Origin of the sequence: Treponema sp., assembly GCF_024696245.1 — a bacterium.
Lineage (GTDB): Bacteria > Spirochaetota > Spirochaetia > Treponematales > Treponemataceae > Treponema_D.
The window spans coordinates 1-19,180 of sequence record NZ_JAILGZ010000109.1 but is presented as its reverse complement, the minus strand read 5'-3'; the positions used below and the strand labels follow the sequence as shown (position 1 = coordinate 19,180).

Below are 19,180 nucleotides of genomic sequence, written 5' to 3'. Positions count from 1 at the left end.
TTTAAACACCTTTAATAAAAAATATATATATTATAAAAAAATCAGAAGAGTGAATTTGAAGAAAGGCTTTCAAGTTCATCCATAGAAAACTGGGAAAGAATTTCTTTTATTACAGAAATCTGTTTTGGAGCCATACTCAAACTTCTGATTCCAAATCCTGCAAGAATAATTACACTCTCTTTTTTTCCTGCCATTTCTCCACAAATAGAAACAGGAATACCTTCTTTTTTTGCTGCATCTATTGTCATCTTTATAAGTCTCAGGACTGCAAGATTAAACTCATTGTAATATGGAGCAACACTTGGATTTTCCCTGTCAATTCCAATGGTATACTGAGTCAGGTCATTGGTTCCAAGAGAGAAAAAGTCACAGTGGCTGGCAAAACAATCTGCACAAATTGCAGCTGCTGCCGTCTCTACCATAATTCCTACAGGAACATCTGCTTTAAAAGGAATGTTGTCTTCTTTTAAACTGTACTGAACACCTTTAATGATTCCCCGGACTGTATCAACCTGAGAAACATCTGTAATCAAAGGAAGCATTATCCTTAAGTTTCCGTATACACTGGCACGGTACAGGGCCCTGAGCTGGGTTCTGAAAATCTGAGGATAAAAAAGTGAATGTCTTATAGCCCTTAAGCCCATAAGAGGATTTTTTTCTGAATTAAAAGGAATCTCCTTAGTACCAATATCCTTGTCTCCACCGGAATCAAGGGTTCTTATTGTTACAGGTTTGTCTCCCATTATCTCCAGAACTCTTTTATAAGCCTGAAACTGTACTTCTTCACTTACGGAATTTGAATAGGAAGCATTTTTGTTGCCGTTTGATTTCATTGAATCCATAAAAAGGAATTCTGTCCTGAACAAACCAATTCCGTCTGCACCTTCTTCAAGGGCAATTTCTGCTTCTTCCGGAGTACCAATATTGGCGTAAAGCTTAAATTCAACTCCGTCTTCTGTCATGGCAGCTTTATTTCTAAACTGCTTAAGGCGGTCCACCCTTTTCTGTTCAGCGGCAATCTTGGACTGAGACTGCATTAATGTTGCTGAATCAGGTGAAACTACAACTTCTCCCAGGCTTCCGTCTACAATTATCTGTTCACCGTTTTCTACCTGAGATGTAATTCCCTCAAGGCCTACAACAGCAGGAATACCGTAAGTGCGGGCAAGAATGGCAACATGACTGGAAATTCCCCCTTCAATAAGGGCAAGACCGGCAATCTTCCTTTTATTAAGGATAACCGTGTCCGAAGTCTTCATGTTACGGCCAACAATTACTGCATTTTCAGGAACTTCTTCTATGTCAAAAGGGTGATAGTCCAGAAGTATATCAAGAACTTTACCAAAAACATCTTCTATGTCTCCGGCACGCTCTGCAAGGTAATCATTACCACTGTTACGAAGGCGGTCTGCATATTCCCCGGCCTTCATATCAACTATGTATTCAATGTTATACTTGTTTTTTTCAAAGGCAGCCTTTACTTCCTGTAAAAAAACAGGATCTGCAAGCATAAGAAGATAGGTTTCAAGAATAACCCTGTTAAGGTCTTCTGCAGAAACCTCAGAAAGTGATTTTTCTATACTTTCCTTAACTTTTGTGCAGGCTGACTCAAATCTCTGCCATTCAGACTCCAGTTCATTATCAGAGAGTTTATTTTTAGAAATTATACGTTCCGGTGTTTCTGGTAAAACAAAGGCTTTTCCTATCCCTGTTCCGCTAGAAGCAGAAATTCCAAGTAAAACATTCATTCTTATATATTACCTATTATTTTTTATGTGGTCAATTTTATATTTTAGAGGTATATTATTTTGAGGGAATTAAAACACAGGGGATACTATTGAAACTTACCCATATTTCGGACTTACATCTGGGCTTATCCTTATACGGATACTCCATGGCTGATGATCAGAAATACATACTTGATCAAATCATTAAAATTACCAAAGAAGAAAAGGCAGACGGCATAATCATAGCCGGTGACATCTACGACAAGGCAATAGCACCTGTAGAAGCTATCCGCATTTTTGAAGATTTTCTTACTGAACTTGTAAAACTTAAAATCAAGGTCTACATAATCAGCGGAAACCATGATAACTCAGACAGGCTTACCTTTGGTTCAGGCTTTATGGAGAATTCAGGCATATTCTTCAGCCATAACTATGACGGAACTGCGGCATGCCCTACCTTTACGGATGAATTTGGGGAAGTAAAGATTTACCTTCTGCCTTTTATCCGTCCTCAAAACGTAAGGCCCTGCTTTCCGGATAAAGAAATTGCTGACTACAATGATGCTCTAAAAACTGCAGTTGATTCCCTGAACATAGACTGCAGCAAAAGAAATATTCTTGTTACCCACCAGAATGTTACAAATGCAAAGCACTGCGATTCTGAAGAACTTATTTTTGGGGGACTTGATAACATCAGTTCTAAAATTTTTAAGGACTTTGACTATGTAGCCCTGGGACATATTCATTCACCCCAGCATATAGAAAGGGAAAGCATCCGTTACTGCGGAACACCCTTAAAGTATTCAACGTCAGAAATCAATCAGACTAAATCCGTAACAGTTATTGACCTTAAGGAAAAAGGAAACCTTTCTGTTTATCAAAAGGAACTTAAACCTCTCCGTGATATGAGGCAGGTTAAAGGAAAGTTTGATGACATTATAAAAAACAGCAGCTCTGATGACAAAAACCATGAAGACTATATCAATGTAGTTTTAACGGATGAAGATGATGTAGCAGATGCAATGGCAAGAATCAGACAGGTTTATCCTTTTGCCCTTCAGATTGAATATGACAACTACAGGACACAGCATATTGCTGATTCAATTAAAACCAGCGACGTAAAAAAAATGAATCCCTGTGATGTATTCTCTGCCTTTTACACAGACAGAACAGAAAAAGAATTATCTGAAGATGAATCTGAATACATTAAAACATTAGTAGAAGATATCTGGGGAAAAGAAGAATGAAACCTATCAGCCTTAAAATGACAGGCTTTGAATCTTACTGTAAGCCTGTTGAAATAGATTTTACAAAAGTATCAGACAAAGGACTCTTTCTTATTTGTGGTTCCACTGGCAGCGGTAAGACTACAATTTTTGATGCCATTACCTATGCCCTTTATGGCGAACCAAGCGGTGATACAAGAAAAGAAAGCATGCTCCGCTCTACTCTTGCAGATGAAAATATTCCTACAAAAGTAGAATTTACCTTTGAGGTAAACTCAAAAATTTATACAGTAAAAAGAAATCCAAAATATATCCGCAAAGCCAAGACAGGAAATAAAACTGTAACCGAAAATGCAAATGCTGAACTTATTTATTCAGACGGAAGGGATCCGGTAGTACAGACATCTAAAGTTACGGCTGCAGTTCAGGACATTTTAAAATTATGTAAAAAAGATTTCTGTCAGATTGCAATGATTGCCCAGGGGGCATTTCAGAAATTTCTCCTCGCCCCAACTGAGGATAAAAAAACTATCTTCCGTGAAATCTTTAAGACAAGCAGATACCAGCAGCTGGAAGAAAGACTGGACGCTGATGCAAAAGCCCTTTCTTTTGAATGCAGGGAAATAAACAATCAGATAAGTCATGATATAAATCTTATTGAAGCCTTTGATGATGAAGAAAAAAATAAAGAGCTGTCCCTTATAAAAGAAAAATCTTTTCCGGAAGAAAATGATATAGAGTTTCTTGAATATATTTGTAAGGACAACGATAAAAAACTTAAGAAAAACGAAAAGCTTATAAAAGATAACCAGAAAGAACTGGAAGAAATAAATTCAAAGGCAACCAGAGCTGAAGAAAAAAGAAAAATTGCCGGTCAGATTGTAAGCCTTACTGCACAGCTGGAAAATCTAAAAGAAGAAAGTCTTGCTGCAGAAAGCAGTCTTAAAAAGGCAATGCTCAGGGAAGAAGAAAAATCTCAGGCCCAGGAAAAGCTTACCCTTATAAAAAATTCCCTTGAAGATTACCAGCAGCTGGACACAGAAGAAAAGGCAGCCAAAGACTTTGCTAAAAAAATAGCAGAGTCCCTTAACTCACAAAATAAACTTAAAAACGAAATAGCTGTATCAGAAAAAGAAATTACAGCAAAAAAAGACAGGCTTAACAAACTTGAAGATTGTGGAGAACAGCTGATTATTATTCAGAATCAGCTTGAAGAAGCCTCTGACAGTTATGAACAGATTCAAACTATAAAAAATAAATACTCAGGCTTTATCAGACAAAAAGAAATTCTTAACGAAAAACAGGAAGAAGCTGCAAAAGCAAGTCAGGACTTTAAAAATAAAAATGCCCTTTATCTTGAAAAGAAAAGACTTTTCTTTATGGAACAGGCAGGCATTCTCTCCCAGGAACTTATTGAAAACCAGCCCTGTCCTGTATGCGGTTCATTAGACCATCCGTCTCCTGCAAAAAAATCCGGAAATGCTCCTGATAAAGAAGAACTTGATGAATTAGAAAAAGAAGCAGAAGAATCCAGCAATAACTTTACAAAGCTTTCCGGAGAAAGTTCTGAATTAATGGCAGGTCTTTCCAACGAAGAAAAAAATTTAAGGGAACAGATTCTTAGCTTACTCCCGGATTACACAGGAACAATAGAAAACCTTAATGACAGTCTCTTAAAAAAAGAAGGAGAAGTAAATAAAAAACTCAGTCTCTTACGCAGTCAGGTGAATGAAGCAAAAGATATGGTCAAAGAAAAGACGGATCTTCAAAACGAAATTCCTCTTCTTGAAAAAACACTTTCAGACGATCAGGCTTCTCTTTCACAAAATCTTATTGACTGCGAAAAATATCGCTCTGCCCTTGAAGAAAAAACTGCCTTTATTAACAAGCTTAAAGAAAAACTTCTCTTCTCTTCTAAAGCTCAGGCTGAAGAAAATATCAGCAGTCTTGAAGACGTAATCAATAACATTGACAGGGATATTGATAACGCTAAAAAGACCTATGAAAACTCCAGTAAAAAACATGCAGAATATTCCGGTCAGCTTAAACAGGCCCAGGAAGTTCTTGCAACTTACCAGGATATAAACCAGGAAGAAGTTCTTTCCCAACAGGCAAAACTTGAAGAAAAAAAATATAACCTGTCACAGATTCACGACAGCCTTATCTCTGTTTGCAAAAACAACAGCCGCAGTCTTGAATCCATTAAAAAACTTTTTGAAAGTATTGCCACTATAGAAAAGAAAAGGCAGATGGTCAGCCACCTTGCAAATATTGCCAACGGAAATATTTCTTCCAGCGGAAAAGTAAGACTTGAAACTTATGTACAGGCAGCTTTCTTTGACAGAATAATTGCCAGGGCCAACAAAAGATTCCTTACAATGTCATCACGACAGTTTGAACTTGTCAGGGATATTTCTACAGAAAATCACAGAAGCCAGATTGGTCTTGATTTAAATGTTGTTGATCATCACAACGGAAGCATCAGGGCAGTATCTACACTTTCCGGCGGTGAACAGTTTCAGGCATCACTTTCCCTGGCACTGGGACTGTCAGACGAAATTCAGGAAAGTTCAGGAGGAGGTGGCATTCACCTTGACTCAATGTTTATAGATGAAGGCTTTGGAAGTCTTGATCCTGCAACCTTAAACAAGGCAATGAATTCACTCATGTCTCTTGCTCAAAACGATAAACTCATTGGAATAATTTCACACGTTGAAGAACTTAAAAGCAGAATCGACAACAGGATTATTGTTACAAAAGATATAAACGGAAACAGTACAGTACAAATAGAAAACTAGAAGGGAAGAACTGATGGAAGAAAATAACCTTATTCAAAAAACAATTGAAGAAAACATTAAAAACATCAACTCTGTATTTATTTTTCCTACCCAGAATGCAGCTGATTTATGGGCAGACAGAACAGTTAAATATTCACAGGTAAAAGCAGTTGCTTCTGAACGCTTTATTGCCTGGGACCGTTTTAAGGGAACATCCATCAGATCCCAGAACCAGAATAAAACTTCCATTCCTTCTACCATGCGTCAGATTTTTGCAAAAATCCTTATAGAAAAAAACGCAGAATCTCCTTTCCTAAAAAATCTTATTACCCCGGAATATGCCGGCAGTGCCTCTGGTTTTTATAAATGGTTTGCATCCATACTTCCCGGACTTGCCACATGGAAGAGACAGTTTGATTTAAAAAAGATTTCTCCGGATGATGAAGATTCAGACCTTCTTGAACTTTACAAACGTTACTCTGACTTTTTAAACACTTACAATCTTTTTGACCCTGCATGGGAAACTCCACCTTTTAAAAAAGACGGAAACACCTATATTTTATTTTTTCCGGAAATACTTTCTGACTGGTTTGAATATAAAACTATTCTTGAATCTACAGAAGAAATAAAACTCATTCACATGGATAATAATTCCTACAAAGATGCAAAAGTAAAAATGTTCAACAATTCCAGGACAGAACTTACAAATATTGCATTAAAAATCAGGGAACTTCATGAAGAAAAAAATATTCCCTGGTCAGAAATTGCTGTAAGCGTTCCTGATCTTGATAATTATGGTCCCTACATAAAAAGAGAATTTGAGCTCTACCAGATTCCCCATGTTTTAAAAATGGCTGCTCCCCTTTCTGACAGTTCTGCAGGTTCATTTTTTTCTATGGCAGAAGAATGTGTTAATTCTGATTTTACTTATGAATCAATTAAAAACCTTCTTCTTAACACTCAGCTTCCATGGAAAGAAGGTCTGCCTGTAAATCGTTTTATTGCCTACGGACAAAACAATCACTGCATCTGCAGCTACGAATATAAAAATAAAAAAATCGATGTATGGAAACAATCCCTTAAACAAAACTACGATAAGGAAGTAGAAACTTTTTACAACGATTTTTCAGGTCAGCTAAAAAAACTTGTGGAAAGCAAAAGCTTCTCACAAATAAGGGACAATTATTTTATTTTTAGAAACACCTTCTTTAATATGGAAGAATGTCCGGAAGAAAGTGACCGCATTATAAGCCGCTGTATAAGTGAACTTGGTTCCTTAATTGACCTTGAGACAGTCTTTCCGGAATGTATGGTAAAAAATCCTTACAGTTTTTTTGTCAGCTATCTTTCTGATACAAAATATCTTGCTCAAAATAAAAACAACGGAGTTTCAATTCTGCCATACAAAACAGCAGCCTCCTCTCCTTTTGACTGTCACATTATTATTGATTCAAGTCAAAGAGGACTTTCTGTAATTTACAAAGAACTGCCTTTCCTTACTGATGAAAAAAGAAAAATACTTTTTGGAACAGATTATCAGGACTCAAATACTTCAGAAGAATTTATTCAGCTTTACGCAATGAATTCCTTAAAGGAAGAACCATACTTTACCTGCAGTTCCAAAACCTTTACCGACTATGCCCAAAGTTCAAGCTATCTTATTCCAGAAGATTTAACAAAGTGCTCTGATGATAAAATACTTCACAATAAGGATACTTACTACGAAGAAAACCAGTGGCTTATAAATCAGACAGCATTTCCGGAAAAAATTACTCAGCTCCAAAAAGACGGACAGGATTTCTGGTATGACTGCCAGCTTTCAGAAGATTCAGCAGTACCTGAAGAAACAATTAAAAAAATCCAGGATGCCGTAAATAAAAAAAGACTTAAGGACTCTTACGTTTGTATTTCTCCAACAGTCCTTAACCATTTCTTTGACTGTCCAAGAAAGTGGCTTTTTTATTCAGTATCAAATTTGGATGAAGAAAATACAGAAGCCGAACTTGTAAAAAACACAGAACTGGGAGATTTATATCACAGAGTTTTTGAACTTTACTGCCGTCAGCTGAAGTTTAAAAATCTATTAATTCTCTATGAAGAAAACTCAATACCTGAAGAGCATAAAAAAATTTTACAGCAGGCAATTAAAGATGCCATAGAAGAAAGTAAAAAAAGTTTTCTTACAGGAGAACTTTTATCTGCAACAGAAAATTCCCTTACTGAATTACTGGTTAAAAGTGTCAGTACTTTTTCACAAACCTTTAACGGCTGCAAGGTAATTGCAACAGAAGAAAGATATTCATTTGCAGATAAAGAAAAAAATATTCTCTTTGAAGGAAGAATAGACTGTCTTCTCATGGATCCTGAGGCAGAAGAATACATCCTTGTAGATTTTAAGAGCAAAAACATTCCCGGCAATAAATATCTGGACCCGGAAGATAATCCGGCAAGTCCTCTTGAAGAACAAAACCTTCCTGACTTTCAGATGCCTTTTTATATTTATCTTCTCCGCAAACAGACTCCTGCAGTTAATATAGAAAACTGCTGCTTCTATAATGTTCAAAAATCAGAAGCAGATCCTGTTGCAGGAATATCAATCTACCAGAGAAAAAATAAAAGAAATACGGTAAGCCCTGAAGACTTTGAAAAGGTTATTGATAAAATGGTGGAATGCACAAATCGTTACGCAGAAAGAATCAGGGATAACAATTTTTCCGTAAACAACACTGCCCAGGATTTTAACACCTGTTCATCCTGTCATTACAAAGCCATTTGCCGGCGAACCTTTACCGTCAGCAGAAAAAACTAATTTTTTATTTTTAAGAGGAAAACATTATGGCAGATAAAAAAGAAAAAAAACAAAACCAGGCAGACCAGTATCAGCTGGCAGCCATTAAGTCAAATATAAACTCTGTAGTAAGTGCAGGAGCCGGCTCAGGAAAAACCTCCGTTCTCTCCCAGAGATTTCTTGACCTTGTTCAAAACAGAAACTGCAACGTAGACCAGATACTTACCCTTACCTTTACAAAAAAAGCAACTGTAGAAATGTCTTCCAGAATCTATAAAGTTCTCAAAGAAAACTCTCCGGAACAGGCAGCAAATTTTTACAAGGCAAATATTAAAACCATAGACGCTTACTGTAATTCCGTAGCAAAAATGGGAGCCCACTTTTATGGAATCTCTCCGGACTTTACTCAGGATAAAGAAAGCATAGATAAAAAAATAAATGAAATGGCCCTGCCATTTATCCTTAAAAACCGCGACAGCCTGGCAATTAAAAAACTGGTAAAAACAAATAACTACGACCAGATAGCTCAGGAAATTTTTGCAAACACAATTACCACATACTCCACCGTTGTTTCAGAAATCGATTTTGAAAAGGACCTTGAACGACAGAAGACTGAAATAAAAAACGCATGGAAAGAAAATCAGGACAAAATATTTAATGCCATGAATCTTTTTATGAACGACTGGAATTCCCTTCCAGAAAAAAAAGATTCTAAAACTTATGACAAAATTAAAAAACATCTTCAGCCTTTTACGCCACCCTACAAATCCCAACTGACAGAAGAAGATATTAATAATCACAATACCAGCAATATAGAAGAAACCTTTAATCAACTTAAATATTTCTGCACAACTCCAAGTCCAGGTCAGTTAAAGGATCTTAGAGAAGCAGCCATATCCCTTAAAAGTGCAAAAGAAATCATTATTGTTCTTGAAGAGATTATCCTTTTTATACAAAATCTGCCAGTAATCTCTGCCCTCATTCCCCTGATGAAAGAATTCCAGACTATGGCCAATAATTTTAAAAGACAAAGCGGCATTCTTTCTTTTAGTGATATTTCTGCCCTTGCCCTTAAAACTCTTATTGAACACCCGGAAATAAGAAAAACTGAAAAAGACAAATACAAGGCTATTATGATTGATGAGTTCCAGGATAATAACCAGATGCAAAGGGACATGCTCTTTCTTCTGGCAGAAAAACCTGAACGTACAGAAAAATCAGTTCCCCGCCCTGATGAACTTTGTCCGGACAAACTTTTCTTTGTAGGTGATGAAAAACAAAGTATTTACCTCTTCCGTGGTGCAGATGTATCTGTATTCAGAAAGCTCTCCCTGGACTTTAAGGAAGGCAACTTACAGATGACAAACAACTACAGATCCCATCAGTCCCTTATCGCCAGCTTCAATACAATCTTTGGCGGATATAAATTTCCCCCATCAATGAATGAAGACTCAGAAGATTCCCAGGAGACAGAAGAAATAAATCAGCCATCTGTTTTTTTCTCAGAAAAGAAAACTTATCCAGACATAGAAATCCCAGAATACGAAGCTGTCTATCACAAAGTTACTCTTTCTGATTCTGCAAAAAAAGAAATCACAAAAGATAACTATAAAGAAATATACCAGCCTCACATTCACATTGCAAAAACTGACAATGAAGAAACAGAAGCCGAATGGGTTGCACAAAAAATAAAGGCCCTTATAACTACAGGAGCAGATGAAAACGGACCGGTAAATCCTGGAGACATAGCAATTCTCTTTAAGAGCTATGAACCCCAGAGCCGTTACGAACGCGTTCTTCTTAAATACGGAATTCCATATAACACAGAAACTGTAAAAGGATTTTTCTCTGACGGACCTGTAAACGATATTTTTTCTTTCTTAAGATTATGTGTCTATCCTTCAGACACTCTTTCCTATGCCCAGATTCTCCGCTCACCTTTTGTAAATCTTTCGATTACAGAAATAAATGCTATTCTTCTTCAGGACAGGGAGCCCTTTAACCCAAACAACCTTAACCTTCTTTCTCCAGACGGTCAGCATCACTACCAGAAGGCCGCAGACTTTTATCAGGAAATAAAAAAAGAAAGTAAAACCGCCACCCTTACTGACCTTATAAACATAATCTGGTACAAGGCAGGCTACAGATACGAAACCCTGTGGAATCAGCAGGTATCCATGTATTCAAAACTCTATGATTTAATTTTTGAATTTGCCCGCCAGTGTCAGTTAAAAAACATGAGCCTTGCTGCCTTTGTTGATGAACTTAGAAACTACAAGGATGAACAGGCAAAGCTTGACAACATGGACATCCCTATCGTACAAAAAGAAGGTGTCCACCTTATGTCCATACATAAAAGTAAGGGACTGGAATTTAAAATCGTATTCATTCCTGTTACAAATAAAAAAGGCCAGCAACAAAAAAACAACTTCTCGGTTTACTACAGCAAGGAATATGGTTTTACAGTAAACACCTCTCCCAGCCAGGATTCAATTAATGACAATAAAAAAATCAACTACTTCTTTGACCTGGCAAAAAAAGAAAACGCCCTTAAAGCAAATGCAGAATTAAGACGCTTAACCTATGTTGCCCTCACAAGAGCAATCAACAGCCTCTACATTTCCAAGTGTAAGGAAGATCCAAAAACAATTGAGGCTGAAGATTATACTCCGGGAAACGAAAAGAATCTGGAAAATATTTACAACACCCTCTATCCAGTTCTGGAATTTTACAAAGAAAAAGAAAATTCTCCTTTTACCTTTGAAGATATTGAACTCGAAGAAAACCTTTCTACCCAATCAGATAAAGTAAGGCCAAATACCCAGGAAGCAAAATATCAACTTCTGGAAGACTTTAAAACCATTGATGTTTATAACAGCACAGACAATAAAAAAATCATCAGCCTTGATGAAGTAATGGACAGGTATATACTCCCAAGCCAGCTTATGCATCAAAACCAGGAACAGGTTCAAAAGCAAAACACCAGGGAGGATCTCATAAAGGCATGGACTCCTCAGGAAGACACACCCTACAAAGAAATCAACACCATTATTATAGAAAGTCTCCCTCATGCCGGCTCAGAAAAAGAAACCCAGCCAAGATTCAGCTTTGCAAACTTTGGTACCATTGCCCACTCTTACCTGGAAGCAGCCCTCTCACCAGAAAAAAATCTCCCTGAGTATTCAAACAAAGACATAGTAGGACTTGAAAACAATCAGAACAAACTTCTTACCGTTCAGAATGTATGCAAAAAAATGTCTCAGGACTTTCTCTCAAGCTCACTGGGACAAAAAGCCACAGCAGCTGACTGGAAAAAATGCGAATACGAATTTAAATATTACACAGGTCAGTATTTAATTCACGGAACAATGGACTTAATCTTTAAGGAAGGAGAAGGCAGATACCGTGTAGTTGATTACAAGACAAATCAAACCATAAAACCAGAAATCTATTATAATCAGCTTACCCTCTATCGTGCAGCAGCAGCCCAGCTCCTGTCTGTAAAAGAAGAAGACATAAGCTGCTCACTCTTTTACCTGCGCTTTGGAAAAGAAGTAGACATTACGGAAGAATGTAATAAAAACATAGACTGGAAAGAAATCCTTACCAGGTAACACCCATTCCAAAAGAGAATGTAACGTAATCTTCCCTCTCTATATCAGAGAAGGAAGCATTTACTACATTATTAATTACAGGAGTAAGGTTCCAGTCAAAATTATAATTTGCAACAGCAGTAAACATCAGGTGTCCAATCTTAAAATCAAGACCGGCACCTGGTTTAAGAGTAAGATGATTATCCGTACTGATATCTGCCACACCAATAACAAAAGGCCTGAATAATTTAGTAATGCAGGCATTAAAACCTAAAACTGCACCAAAGTCATAAACTGAATTATTTTCCATGGAAGTAAGGTCATAACCAATTGTAGCACCGGCAAAAGCATAAGTACCAATAGCCCAGGTCAAAGTTCCCCTTACAAAAACAGGTTCCTTTTCCTTAAGTTCCACATCAAGATAAAAAGCCCTTCGCCCAGCCTGAATTGATTCTTCTGAATCTTCTTCTTCATTATTATTTTCAGCAAGCCCATTGTCACTTTCTGCTTCAAGTAAAGCCTGACATTTTTCATAATCAGCCTTAATCTGAAAATCACTACGAACTTCAACCTGAGGTTTAACAGTAAACATTACGGAAGAAAGATCCCTGGAGGATAAAAAAATTAAAGGCTTATCAATTCCATTCTGGTTTTCGTAAAGTACAAGAAGATCCGGACAAAACCTGTACTCAGAAGCTGCAGCCCATTTCTTAAATGAATAACTTAATCTGGCAGACAAAATAATTCCGGAATTCATCAGAAGGTCATTATAAATCTCTACAGAGTATTCATAATCCTCCTTCTGGTGTTCAGTCATCTTTTCTACAGGAGTAAACTTTTTTCCCGTAAAGACAGAATAAGGAATACATATTTTCTGATTAAACAATTTCTTTCTGCCGGCAATATCAGCAGAAAAAACAAAAGTCCAGCCCTGCTTAACCTTGTCATAATTTATCACTGACATCTTTAAAGTATTATCATAAGTAGAATTGGTATACTTCTGACTTTCAAAAGATTCATATATATCTGACAATTCACTTCTAAGCTGACGCAAAGCCCTTGTAGTAGATTCACCGGAAGCCTTTTCCTGATTTATCTCAACCTTTATTTTTTCTATATATTCAATATAAGCCTCAGGAGTCTGGGCATTCAGGGAAAAAAGAATATTAAGCAATAAAAATACAAATACAAATTTCTTCATAACTCTGCCATCATTCTAATCTAAAACAGCCTTTTCTTAAACGACTTTTTTACAATTTTATAGTATAGTCTATATAATAGTAACTAAAGAGGAAATAAATGCTGGCAAATAAAACAGTCGTACTGGGAGTAACAGGAAGCATAGCAGCCTACAAAGCCGCAAGCCTTGCAAGCCTTCTTGTAAAAGCCCACGCAGACGTTCACGTCATAATGACTAAGAACGCCCTTAACTTTATAAACCCAATAACATTTGAAACCCTTACCGGCAACAAATGCCTTACCGATACCTTTGACAGAAACTTTCAGTTCAATGTAGAACATGTTTCCCTTGCAAAAAAGGCCGACCTTTTTATGGTAGCACCTGCCACTGCAAACATAATAGCAAAAATCTCGGGAGGAATTGCAGATGACATGCTTACCACCACCTTCCTTGCAGCCTCCTGTCCAAAAATAATTGCACCTGCCATGAACACAGCCATGCTGCAAAACCAGATAACTCAGGACAATATACAAAAATGCATCCACTATGGAATTCAAATTATAGAAAGCTCCAACGGGCGCCTTGCCTGCGGAGACACCGGCAAAGGAAAACTCCCGGAACCAGGATTTCTCTACGAAGCAATACTTAATCAGATTGCCCTTACAAAAGACCTGACAGGAAAAAAACTTTTAGTAACAGCAGGACCAACCCAGGAAAGCCTTGACCCGGTAAGATACATTACAAACCACTCCAGCGGAAAAATGGGATACGCCATAGCAAAAGCCGCAGCCATGAGGGGAGCAGACGTAACCCTAATCAGCGGCCCTGTAAATATTCCAGTACCCTATGGTGTAAAAATTCAGAATGTAATTTCAGCAGAAGATATGTTCAATTCAGTAAAAGAATTTTCACCTGAAGCCGACATCATAATAAAAAGTGCCGCCGTTGCAGACTACACCCCGGCCCAGTTTTCTGACAACAAAATCAAAAAAAGCGACGATGACCTTTCCATAAAAGTAAAACGCACCAGCGACATCCTCCAGTGGCTTGGACAGAATAAAAAGAGCGGACAATTCCTCTGCGGCTTCTCCATGGAAACCCAGAACATGATAGAAAACTCCAGAGCAAAACTGGACAAAAAAAACTTAGACCTTGTTTGTGCCAACAACCTTAAAACAGAAGGCGCAGGATTTCAGAAAGACACAAATGTAATCACATTAATTACTAAAGAAGACACTCAGGAACTTCCACTATTAAGCAAGTTTGATGCAGCAAATAAAATTCTGGATAAAATTATACAGATGACAGGCCGCTCATAAAAATGCATATAACAAAAAGGAGAAACAAATGCCGGAAAAAGAAACAGAAAGTGTAGCAGACACCGTTTCAGAAACAGTAGGTCAGACAACAAAATTCCTTCACCTTGATGACCTTAAAAATTACATTACCTGGTCCAACCTTGCAAAAGTTGCCACAGCAGTAATCGCCATCCTGATTTTTTACGTTGTCTACAGAATCATTAAAAACGTAATACTCAAAAAAACAAAAGAACGCATGCAGCCCCACACCGCCATGCTCTTAAACAAAACAGTAAGCTACGTCTTCTACGTACTCATCACCATGTACATCCTGGGACTCTTTGGAATCAACCTTAGTGCAATATGGGGAGCAGCAGGAGTAGCCGGACTTGCCATAGGTTTTGCCGCCCAGACCAGTGTCAGCAACCTTATATCCGGCCTCTTCGTCTTAAGCGAAAAAACAATTAAACTGGGAGACTACATCACAGTAGGAGACGAAAGCGGAATCGTAGACAACATCGGCCTTCTCAGCATAAAAATCCGCACCCTGGACAATCAGGTAGTACGCATTCCAAACAGCACAGTAATCAACAACAACCTTGTAAACTACAACAGCTACACAAAGCGCCGCCTGGTCTTTGACATCCCTATCAGCTACGATGCCGACGTAGACAAAGTCCTTGAAACAATTAAGAAAGTTCCGGCCCAGTGCCCCGCAGTTCTCTCCGACCCGGAGCCAGCAGTTTTTTACGACGGTTTTGGTGACGCAATCAACCTTAAGCTTGCAGTATGGTTTAAAACCTCCGACCTTATAACAGTTAAAAATCAGGTCTATACAAACATAGTTAAAATCTGCCGTCAGGACAATGTAGAAATCCCTTACACCCACTACGACGTAAAAATCCTCAACAACAAATAGACTTTGACTTTTACTCTGGAGCACCGCGGATTACATAACCGGCTTTCCATGGCTTGCCCTACCGGCCGGTCTTCCGCCCTGCTCCAGACGTGCTCCGCACCCATTCCAATCCGGGCTGGCATAAAAATCCCACCCCGGCTGTAACTTAAAAAAATAAATGCACAGCAAATAAAAAAGGCGGCACCCTTTAATAAGAGTACCGCCTTAATTGTTTTTAGCTAAAGCTTGCAGATATTAATCAAAATACCATGCATATTTATTACTTTCACAAGTAGCTGATGTAGCATCATTAAAATAAAGGATTTCAGTATCATTATTATTTGTTCCTGAATAACCAAGAGCAAAATTTTTAGATGCTACATTAGCTCTGAGTGTATAAGCAGATTCTGTAGAATTATATCCAAAGAAGAAAGTTGAAGCACCTGTTGCATCACTTGATGTTGAAGTACTTAATGAAACATTAGTTCCAAGTGATGTTGCAGCTGTTTCTGTCATAGCACTACTAGCTAAAGTAACGTATCCCTTTGATGTATGATAGATAGAGAAAGTATCATAAACTTTAGAAACTGTTTCTGATGAACTATTTGTTACATCATGGGTAACTGTAATTGTTCCATCAAGGGCAGGATAAATATTCCATGTTGCAGTACCACCACCAGTTGACCACTGACACATAAGTTTATTTGCAGCTCCAGCAGTATTCAAAGGACTGTGATCACTTCCATGATTTGCCTGAGCAAATGTATTCCTAATCTTATGTGTCATTGTTGCAGCAGTTGCACTTACAGTTTCTTCAGCAGCGTTCCATGTTTCACCATCTTCACTTGCATATACAGTAAATGTGTATTCAGTAGAACTTGTAAGACCTGTAAACTGGGCTACACCATCTGCTTCATCTGCATAAGTTCCTGCATAAGATGTAAGACTTATAAAGCTCTTAGCTGTTACATTCGCATCAGAACATTCAACTTTATACTGCCAGTTAGAAGAAGTATCATCAGATGCCCTATCCCATGTTACAAGAATTTCTCCTGTAAAGCGGGCTGTTGCAGCAACATTCATAGGAATATTAGTCGGATTCGAAGTTTCAACAGTTATGGCTTCAGTAGCATCAGAAGCATTTCCGTACACATCATAAGCAGTGGCAGTAATACTATAAGAAGTACCCTTTGTAAGTCCACTAAGAGTTGCAGAGACAGTACCAGCAGCTACATCAAGAGTCTTTGTTGTAGAACCTGTTGTATAACTGATTCTTACAAAACTAAGGTCAAGATCTGAAGGATTTGTCCATGTAAGCGGAATTTTAGTAGATTTAGCTGTTCCAGCTGTTAAATTTGTAACAGCAGCAGGAGCAACATCATTATAATAATCACTATTAGCTGTAGCTGTAGAAGCAATTATAAATGCAGCACATCCGGCGTTATCTTCAGAAGAAGAGTTTGTTAAACCGAATGTAAGGGAAGCATGGCATACATAGTAGCCTGACATGCTTTCAGAATACAATCTGCTGAAAGAAGAGTTCCAGCTTGATTCACCCCAGTAGAATGAAGCCTGTTTTGTATCAGTAATATAAGAAGTACCGTCGTTTTCTACACCTGTTGTTGTTGCAACCATTGCAAAATTAGACCAGTCGCCACTACCCCATGTTCCATTATAATCAACATAACTGCGACTGTTTGTATCTGCATAAAGGAAATAACCAGTTCCAACTCCTGTTGTACCTGTAGCAGCTTCAAGAGAGAAGTAACCGTCTGTTCCGCTTAATGCAGGACGGATAATCCAGTAGCTTGCTGTTGGATTTGCAGAATCTGCTACAGCACCTGTGTTATAACAGGTTGTAGAAGATTTACTTGATACCCATGCAAGGTAGCGTGAAGGAGTTGTACCGTTAGCACTATATCCGTTTCCAATCTTAAGGATTACAGTCTTAGCTGTTACAGCATCAGGTGTAGATGATACAACTGTTGTAGAACCGTTCATAACGCTTGCAGTAAAGGTATATTCAGAACCTACTTCAAGACCTTTAAAGTGAGCACTTTTTGTACCTTCTTCAACACCAGTTATAGAAGAAACTCCATTAGTACATGAAACATCATAAGTATAAGAAATTTTACTTCCGTCTGCTTCATAATCAACTACATCATTCCATGTTACAAGAACAGAACCTGTGTAGTTAACAACAGCAGAAGCTTCAAATGTATCAAGAGTTACAACAACATCTGTTCCAGTTGTCTGAACATGTCCAAGAGTATCAGTAGCATAGAGTGTATATGTAGCACCCTCTGTAAGACCAGTCAAAGCATAAACTCCACCTGTAAGACCTGTTTCTACAACTTCATCGCCTTTTTTAAGTGTAATTCCTGCAAAGTCATTATCAGCTGGATTTGCCCATGTAATCTTTGCAGAAGAAAGACCTGCACTTACACTTACTCCATCAGCATCTACTACTGGTGCTGTTGTATCAGCAACTGTAGAAGCTGTAAGAGGTGTTGCAGAAGTATGATTATCACATGCGTCATAAGCTGTTACTGTAATAGAATATTCAACTGCTGTTTCAGCACGCTGAAGGCTGCCGATTACAACAGTAACTGTTCCTTCAGCAGCAACAGAAGAAACATCAAGACCATCAGTTACATCATAAGTTAAAGCTGTTTCTCCATAAGTTGCAGTAACAGCACTTGCCATTGCAGGTACTGTAATACCATCTGCTGTAGTTGTAACTGCAATTGTAAGGTTTGTTGTATCATCAGTGCTGTTTCCCTTTGTATAAGTAAGGGTTACAGAATCTTCACCAGTAGAAGCTACTACGACAGCAGGAGCAACAGGAGGTGTTATATCATTAGTTGTTGTTACCCATCCGTCAGATGTACCAACAGTAGTTTCATACCATCCGTCAGCACCAACAGCCTTAATCTTTACACAGTAATTTGATTTACCATCAAGAGTTGATGTTGGAGTAAGAGTTACAGCACCTGCAGCAAGACTTCCTGTTTCAACTTCAGTATAAACATATTCATCACCAGAACTTGTAACCTTATAAATTTCATATGTTACAGAAGTAGCTTCTATTCCAGACTGATAAGTCCAGGTCAAAGTAAATGAGTGTTCTGAAGAAGCACTTTCTGTTGCATCTACAAGTTTATATGTTTCACTTTCAGGCATATAGCTTGCTTTTACATTAACGTCAAGAATTACAGTTTCTACATCAGAATCAGAGAACATTACATAAAACTTACATGCTCCATCTACAGCTTCTGTAATTGAAGAATCAACAGCATAAGAAACTACAGCCTTCCATGCACCTTCTCCAACAGAGTCAGAAGATGTAGTTGCTGTAAATTTACCAGCAGAAATACTTACGCCGGAAGCGCTGTTTTTGGCAATTAATTTTACAGGTTTAGAGTTTTTTACAAAAACAGTAAAAGTACCCTCTTCATCTCCAGGCATAATATTAGTCTTATCCAGAACAAAATCATATGTTTCTGAAGAAGATGTACTAAGACCTTCCACTGAGTACTCTGGTGAAGAATTTGAATTTGTGTCTACATAGTCAAATCCACCCTCGGTATCACAGGAAGTAAAAATCATAGCAGCTGTTAAAATTGCTGCAGAAATGACTTTTAAAGTTTTTAACATTTTTTCCTCCATACTTTATAGGGATACAAACATAGC

General features: G+C 37.8%; 9 protein-coding genes. 6 read left to right on the top strand and 3 right to left on the bottom strand.

Annotated features, from left to right (window positions below; translation table 11 throughout):
- Positions 1-41 precede the first annotated feature (41 nt).
- Entirely contained in the window at positions 42-1,748 is a 1,707-nt protein-coding gene (gene ptsP, locus K6D58_RS07660) for a phosphoenolpyruvate--protein phosphotransferase (RefSeq protein ID WP_296829298.1), read from the bottom strand.
- An 89-nt stretch (positions 1,749-1,837) separates the two neighbouring features.
- Between ptsP and K6D58_RS07655 the strand changes: the two genes are divergently transcribed.
- The 4 genes from K6D58_RS07655 to K6D58_RS07640 are packed head-to-tail and all read left to right on the top strand — an operon-like array spanning position 1,838 to position 12,132.
- On the top strand, positions 1,838-2,974 hold the full coding sequence (locus K6D58_RS07655; RefSeq protein WP_296829295.1) for an exonuclease SbcCD subunit D: 1,137 nt from the start codon (positions 1,838-1,840) through the stop codon (positions 2,972-2,974).
- On the top strand, positions 2,971-5,751 hold the full coding sequence (locus K6D58_RS07650) for an AAA family ATPase (protein ID WP_296829292.1): 2,781 nt from the start codon (positions 2,971-2,973) through the stop codon (positions 5,749-5,751). The genes K6D58_RS07655 and K6D58_RS07650 overlap by 4 nt, the downstream gene beginning before the upstream one ends.
- A 13-nt stretch (positions 5,752-5,764) precedes the next feature.
- Positions 5,765-8,539 (top strand): PD-(D/E)XK nuclease family protein, encoded by a 2,775-nt coding sequence (locus tag K6D58_RS07645; RefSeq protein ID WP_296829289.1) that lies wholly within the window; start codon positions 5,765-5,767, stop codon positions 8,537-8,539.
- A gap of 26 nt (positions 8,540-8,565) precedes the next feature.
- Entirely contained in the window at positions 8,566-12,132 is a 3,567-nt protein-coding gene (locus K6D58_RS07640; RefSeq protein ID WP_296829286.1) for a UvrD-helicase domain-containing protein, read from the top strand.
- Here the strand turns inward: K6D58_RS07640 and K6D58_RS07635 are convergent.
- The gene (locus K6D58_RS07635) at positions 12,122-13,312 is read right to left on the bottom strand and encodes a hypothetical protein (protein ID WP_296829284.1); all 1,191 of its coding nucleotides are present in this window, start codon (positions 13,310-13,312) and stop codon (positions 12,122-12,124) included. The genes K6D58_RS07640 and K6D58_RS07635 overlap by 11 nt on opposite strands.
- A 98-nt stretch (positions 13,313-13,410) precedes the next feature.
- Between K6D58_RS07635 and coaBC the strand changes: the two genes are divergently transcribed.
- Positions 13,411-14,610: a bifunctional phosphopantothenoylcysteine decarboxylase/phosphopantothenate--cysteine ligase CoaBC gene (gene coaBC / locus K6D58_RS07630; protein ID WP_296829282.1), complete on the top strand. Its 1,200-nt coding sequence runs from the start codon at positions 13,411-13,413 to the stop codon at positions 14,608-14,610.
- A gap of 28 nt (positions 14,611-14,638) precedes the next feature.
- Complete coding sequence (locus K6D58_RS07625; protein WP_296829279.1) at positions 14,639-15,508, top strand: mechanosensitive ion channel family protein; 870 nt, start codon at positions 14,639-14,641, stop codon at positions 15,506-15,508.
- Between the two features lie 234 nt (positions 15,509-15,742).
- Here K6D58_RS07625 and K6D58_RS07620 read toward each other — a convergent pair whose 3' ends face one another.
- The gene (locus K6D58_RS07620; RefSeq protein ID WP_296829276.1) at positions 15,743-19,144 is read right to left on the bottom strand and encodes a fibronectin type III domain-containing protein; all 3,402 of its coding nucleotides are present in this window, start codon (positions 19,142-19,144) and stop codon (positions 15,743-15,745) included.
- Positions 19,145-19,180 lie beyond the last annotated feature (36 nt).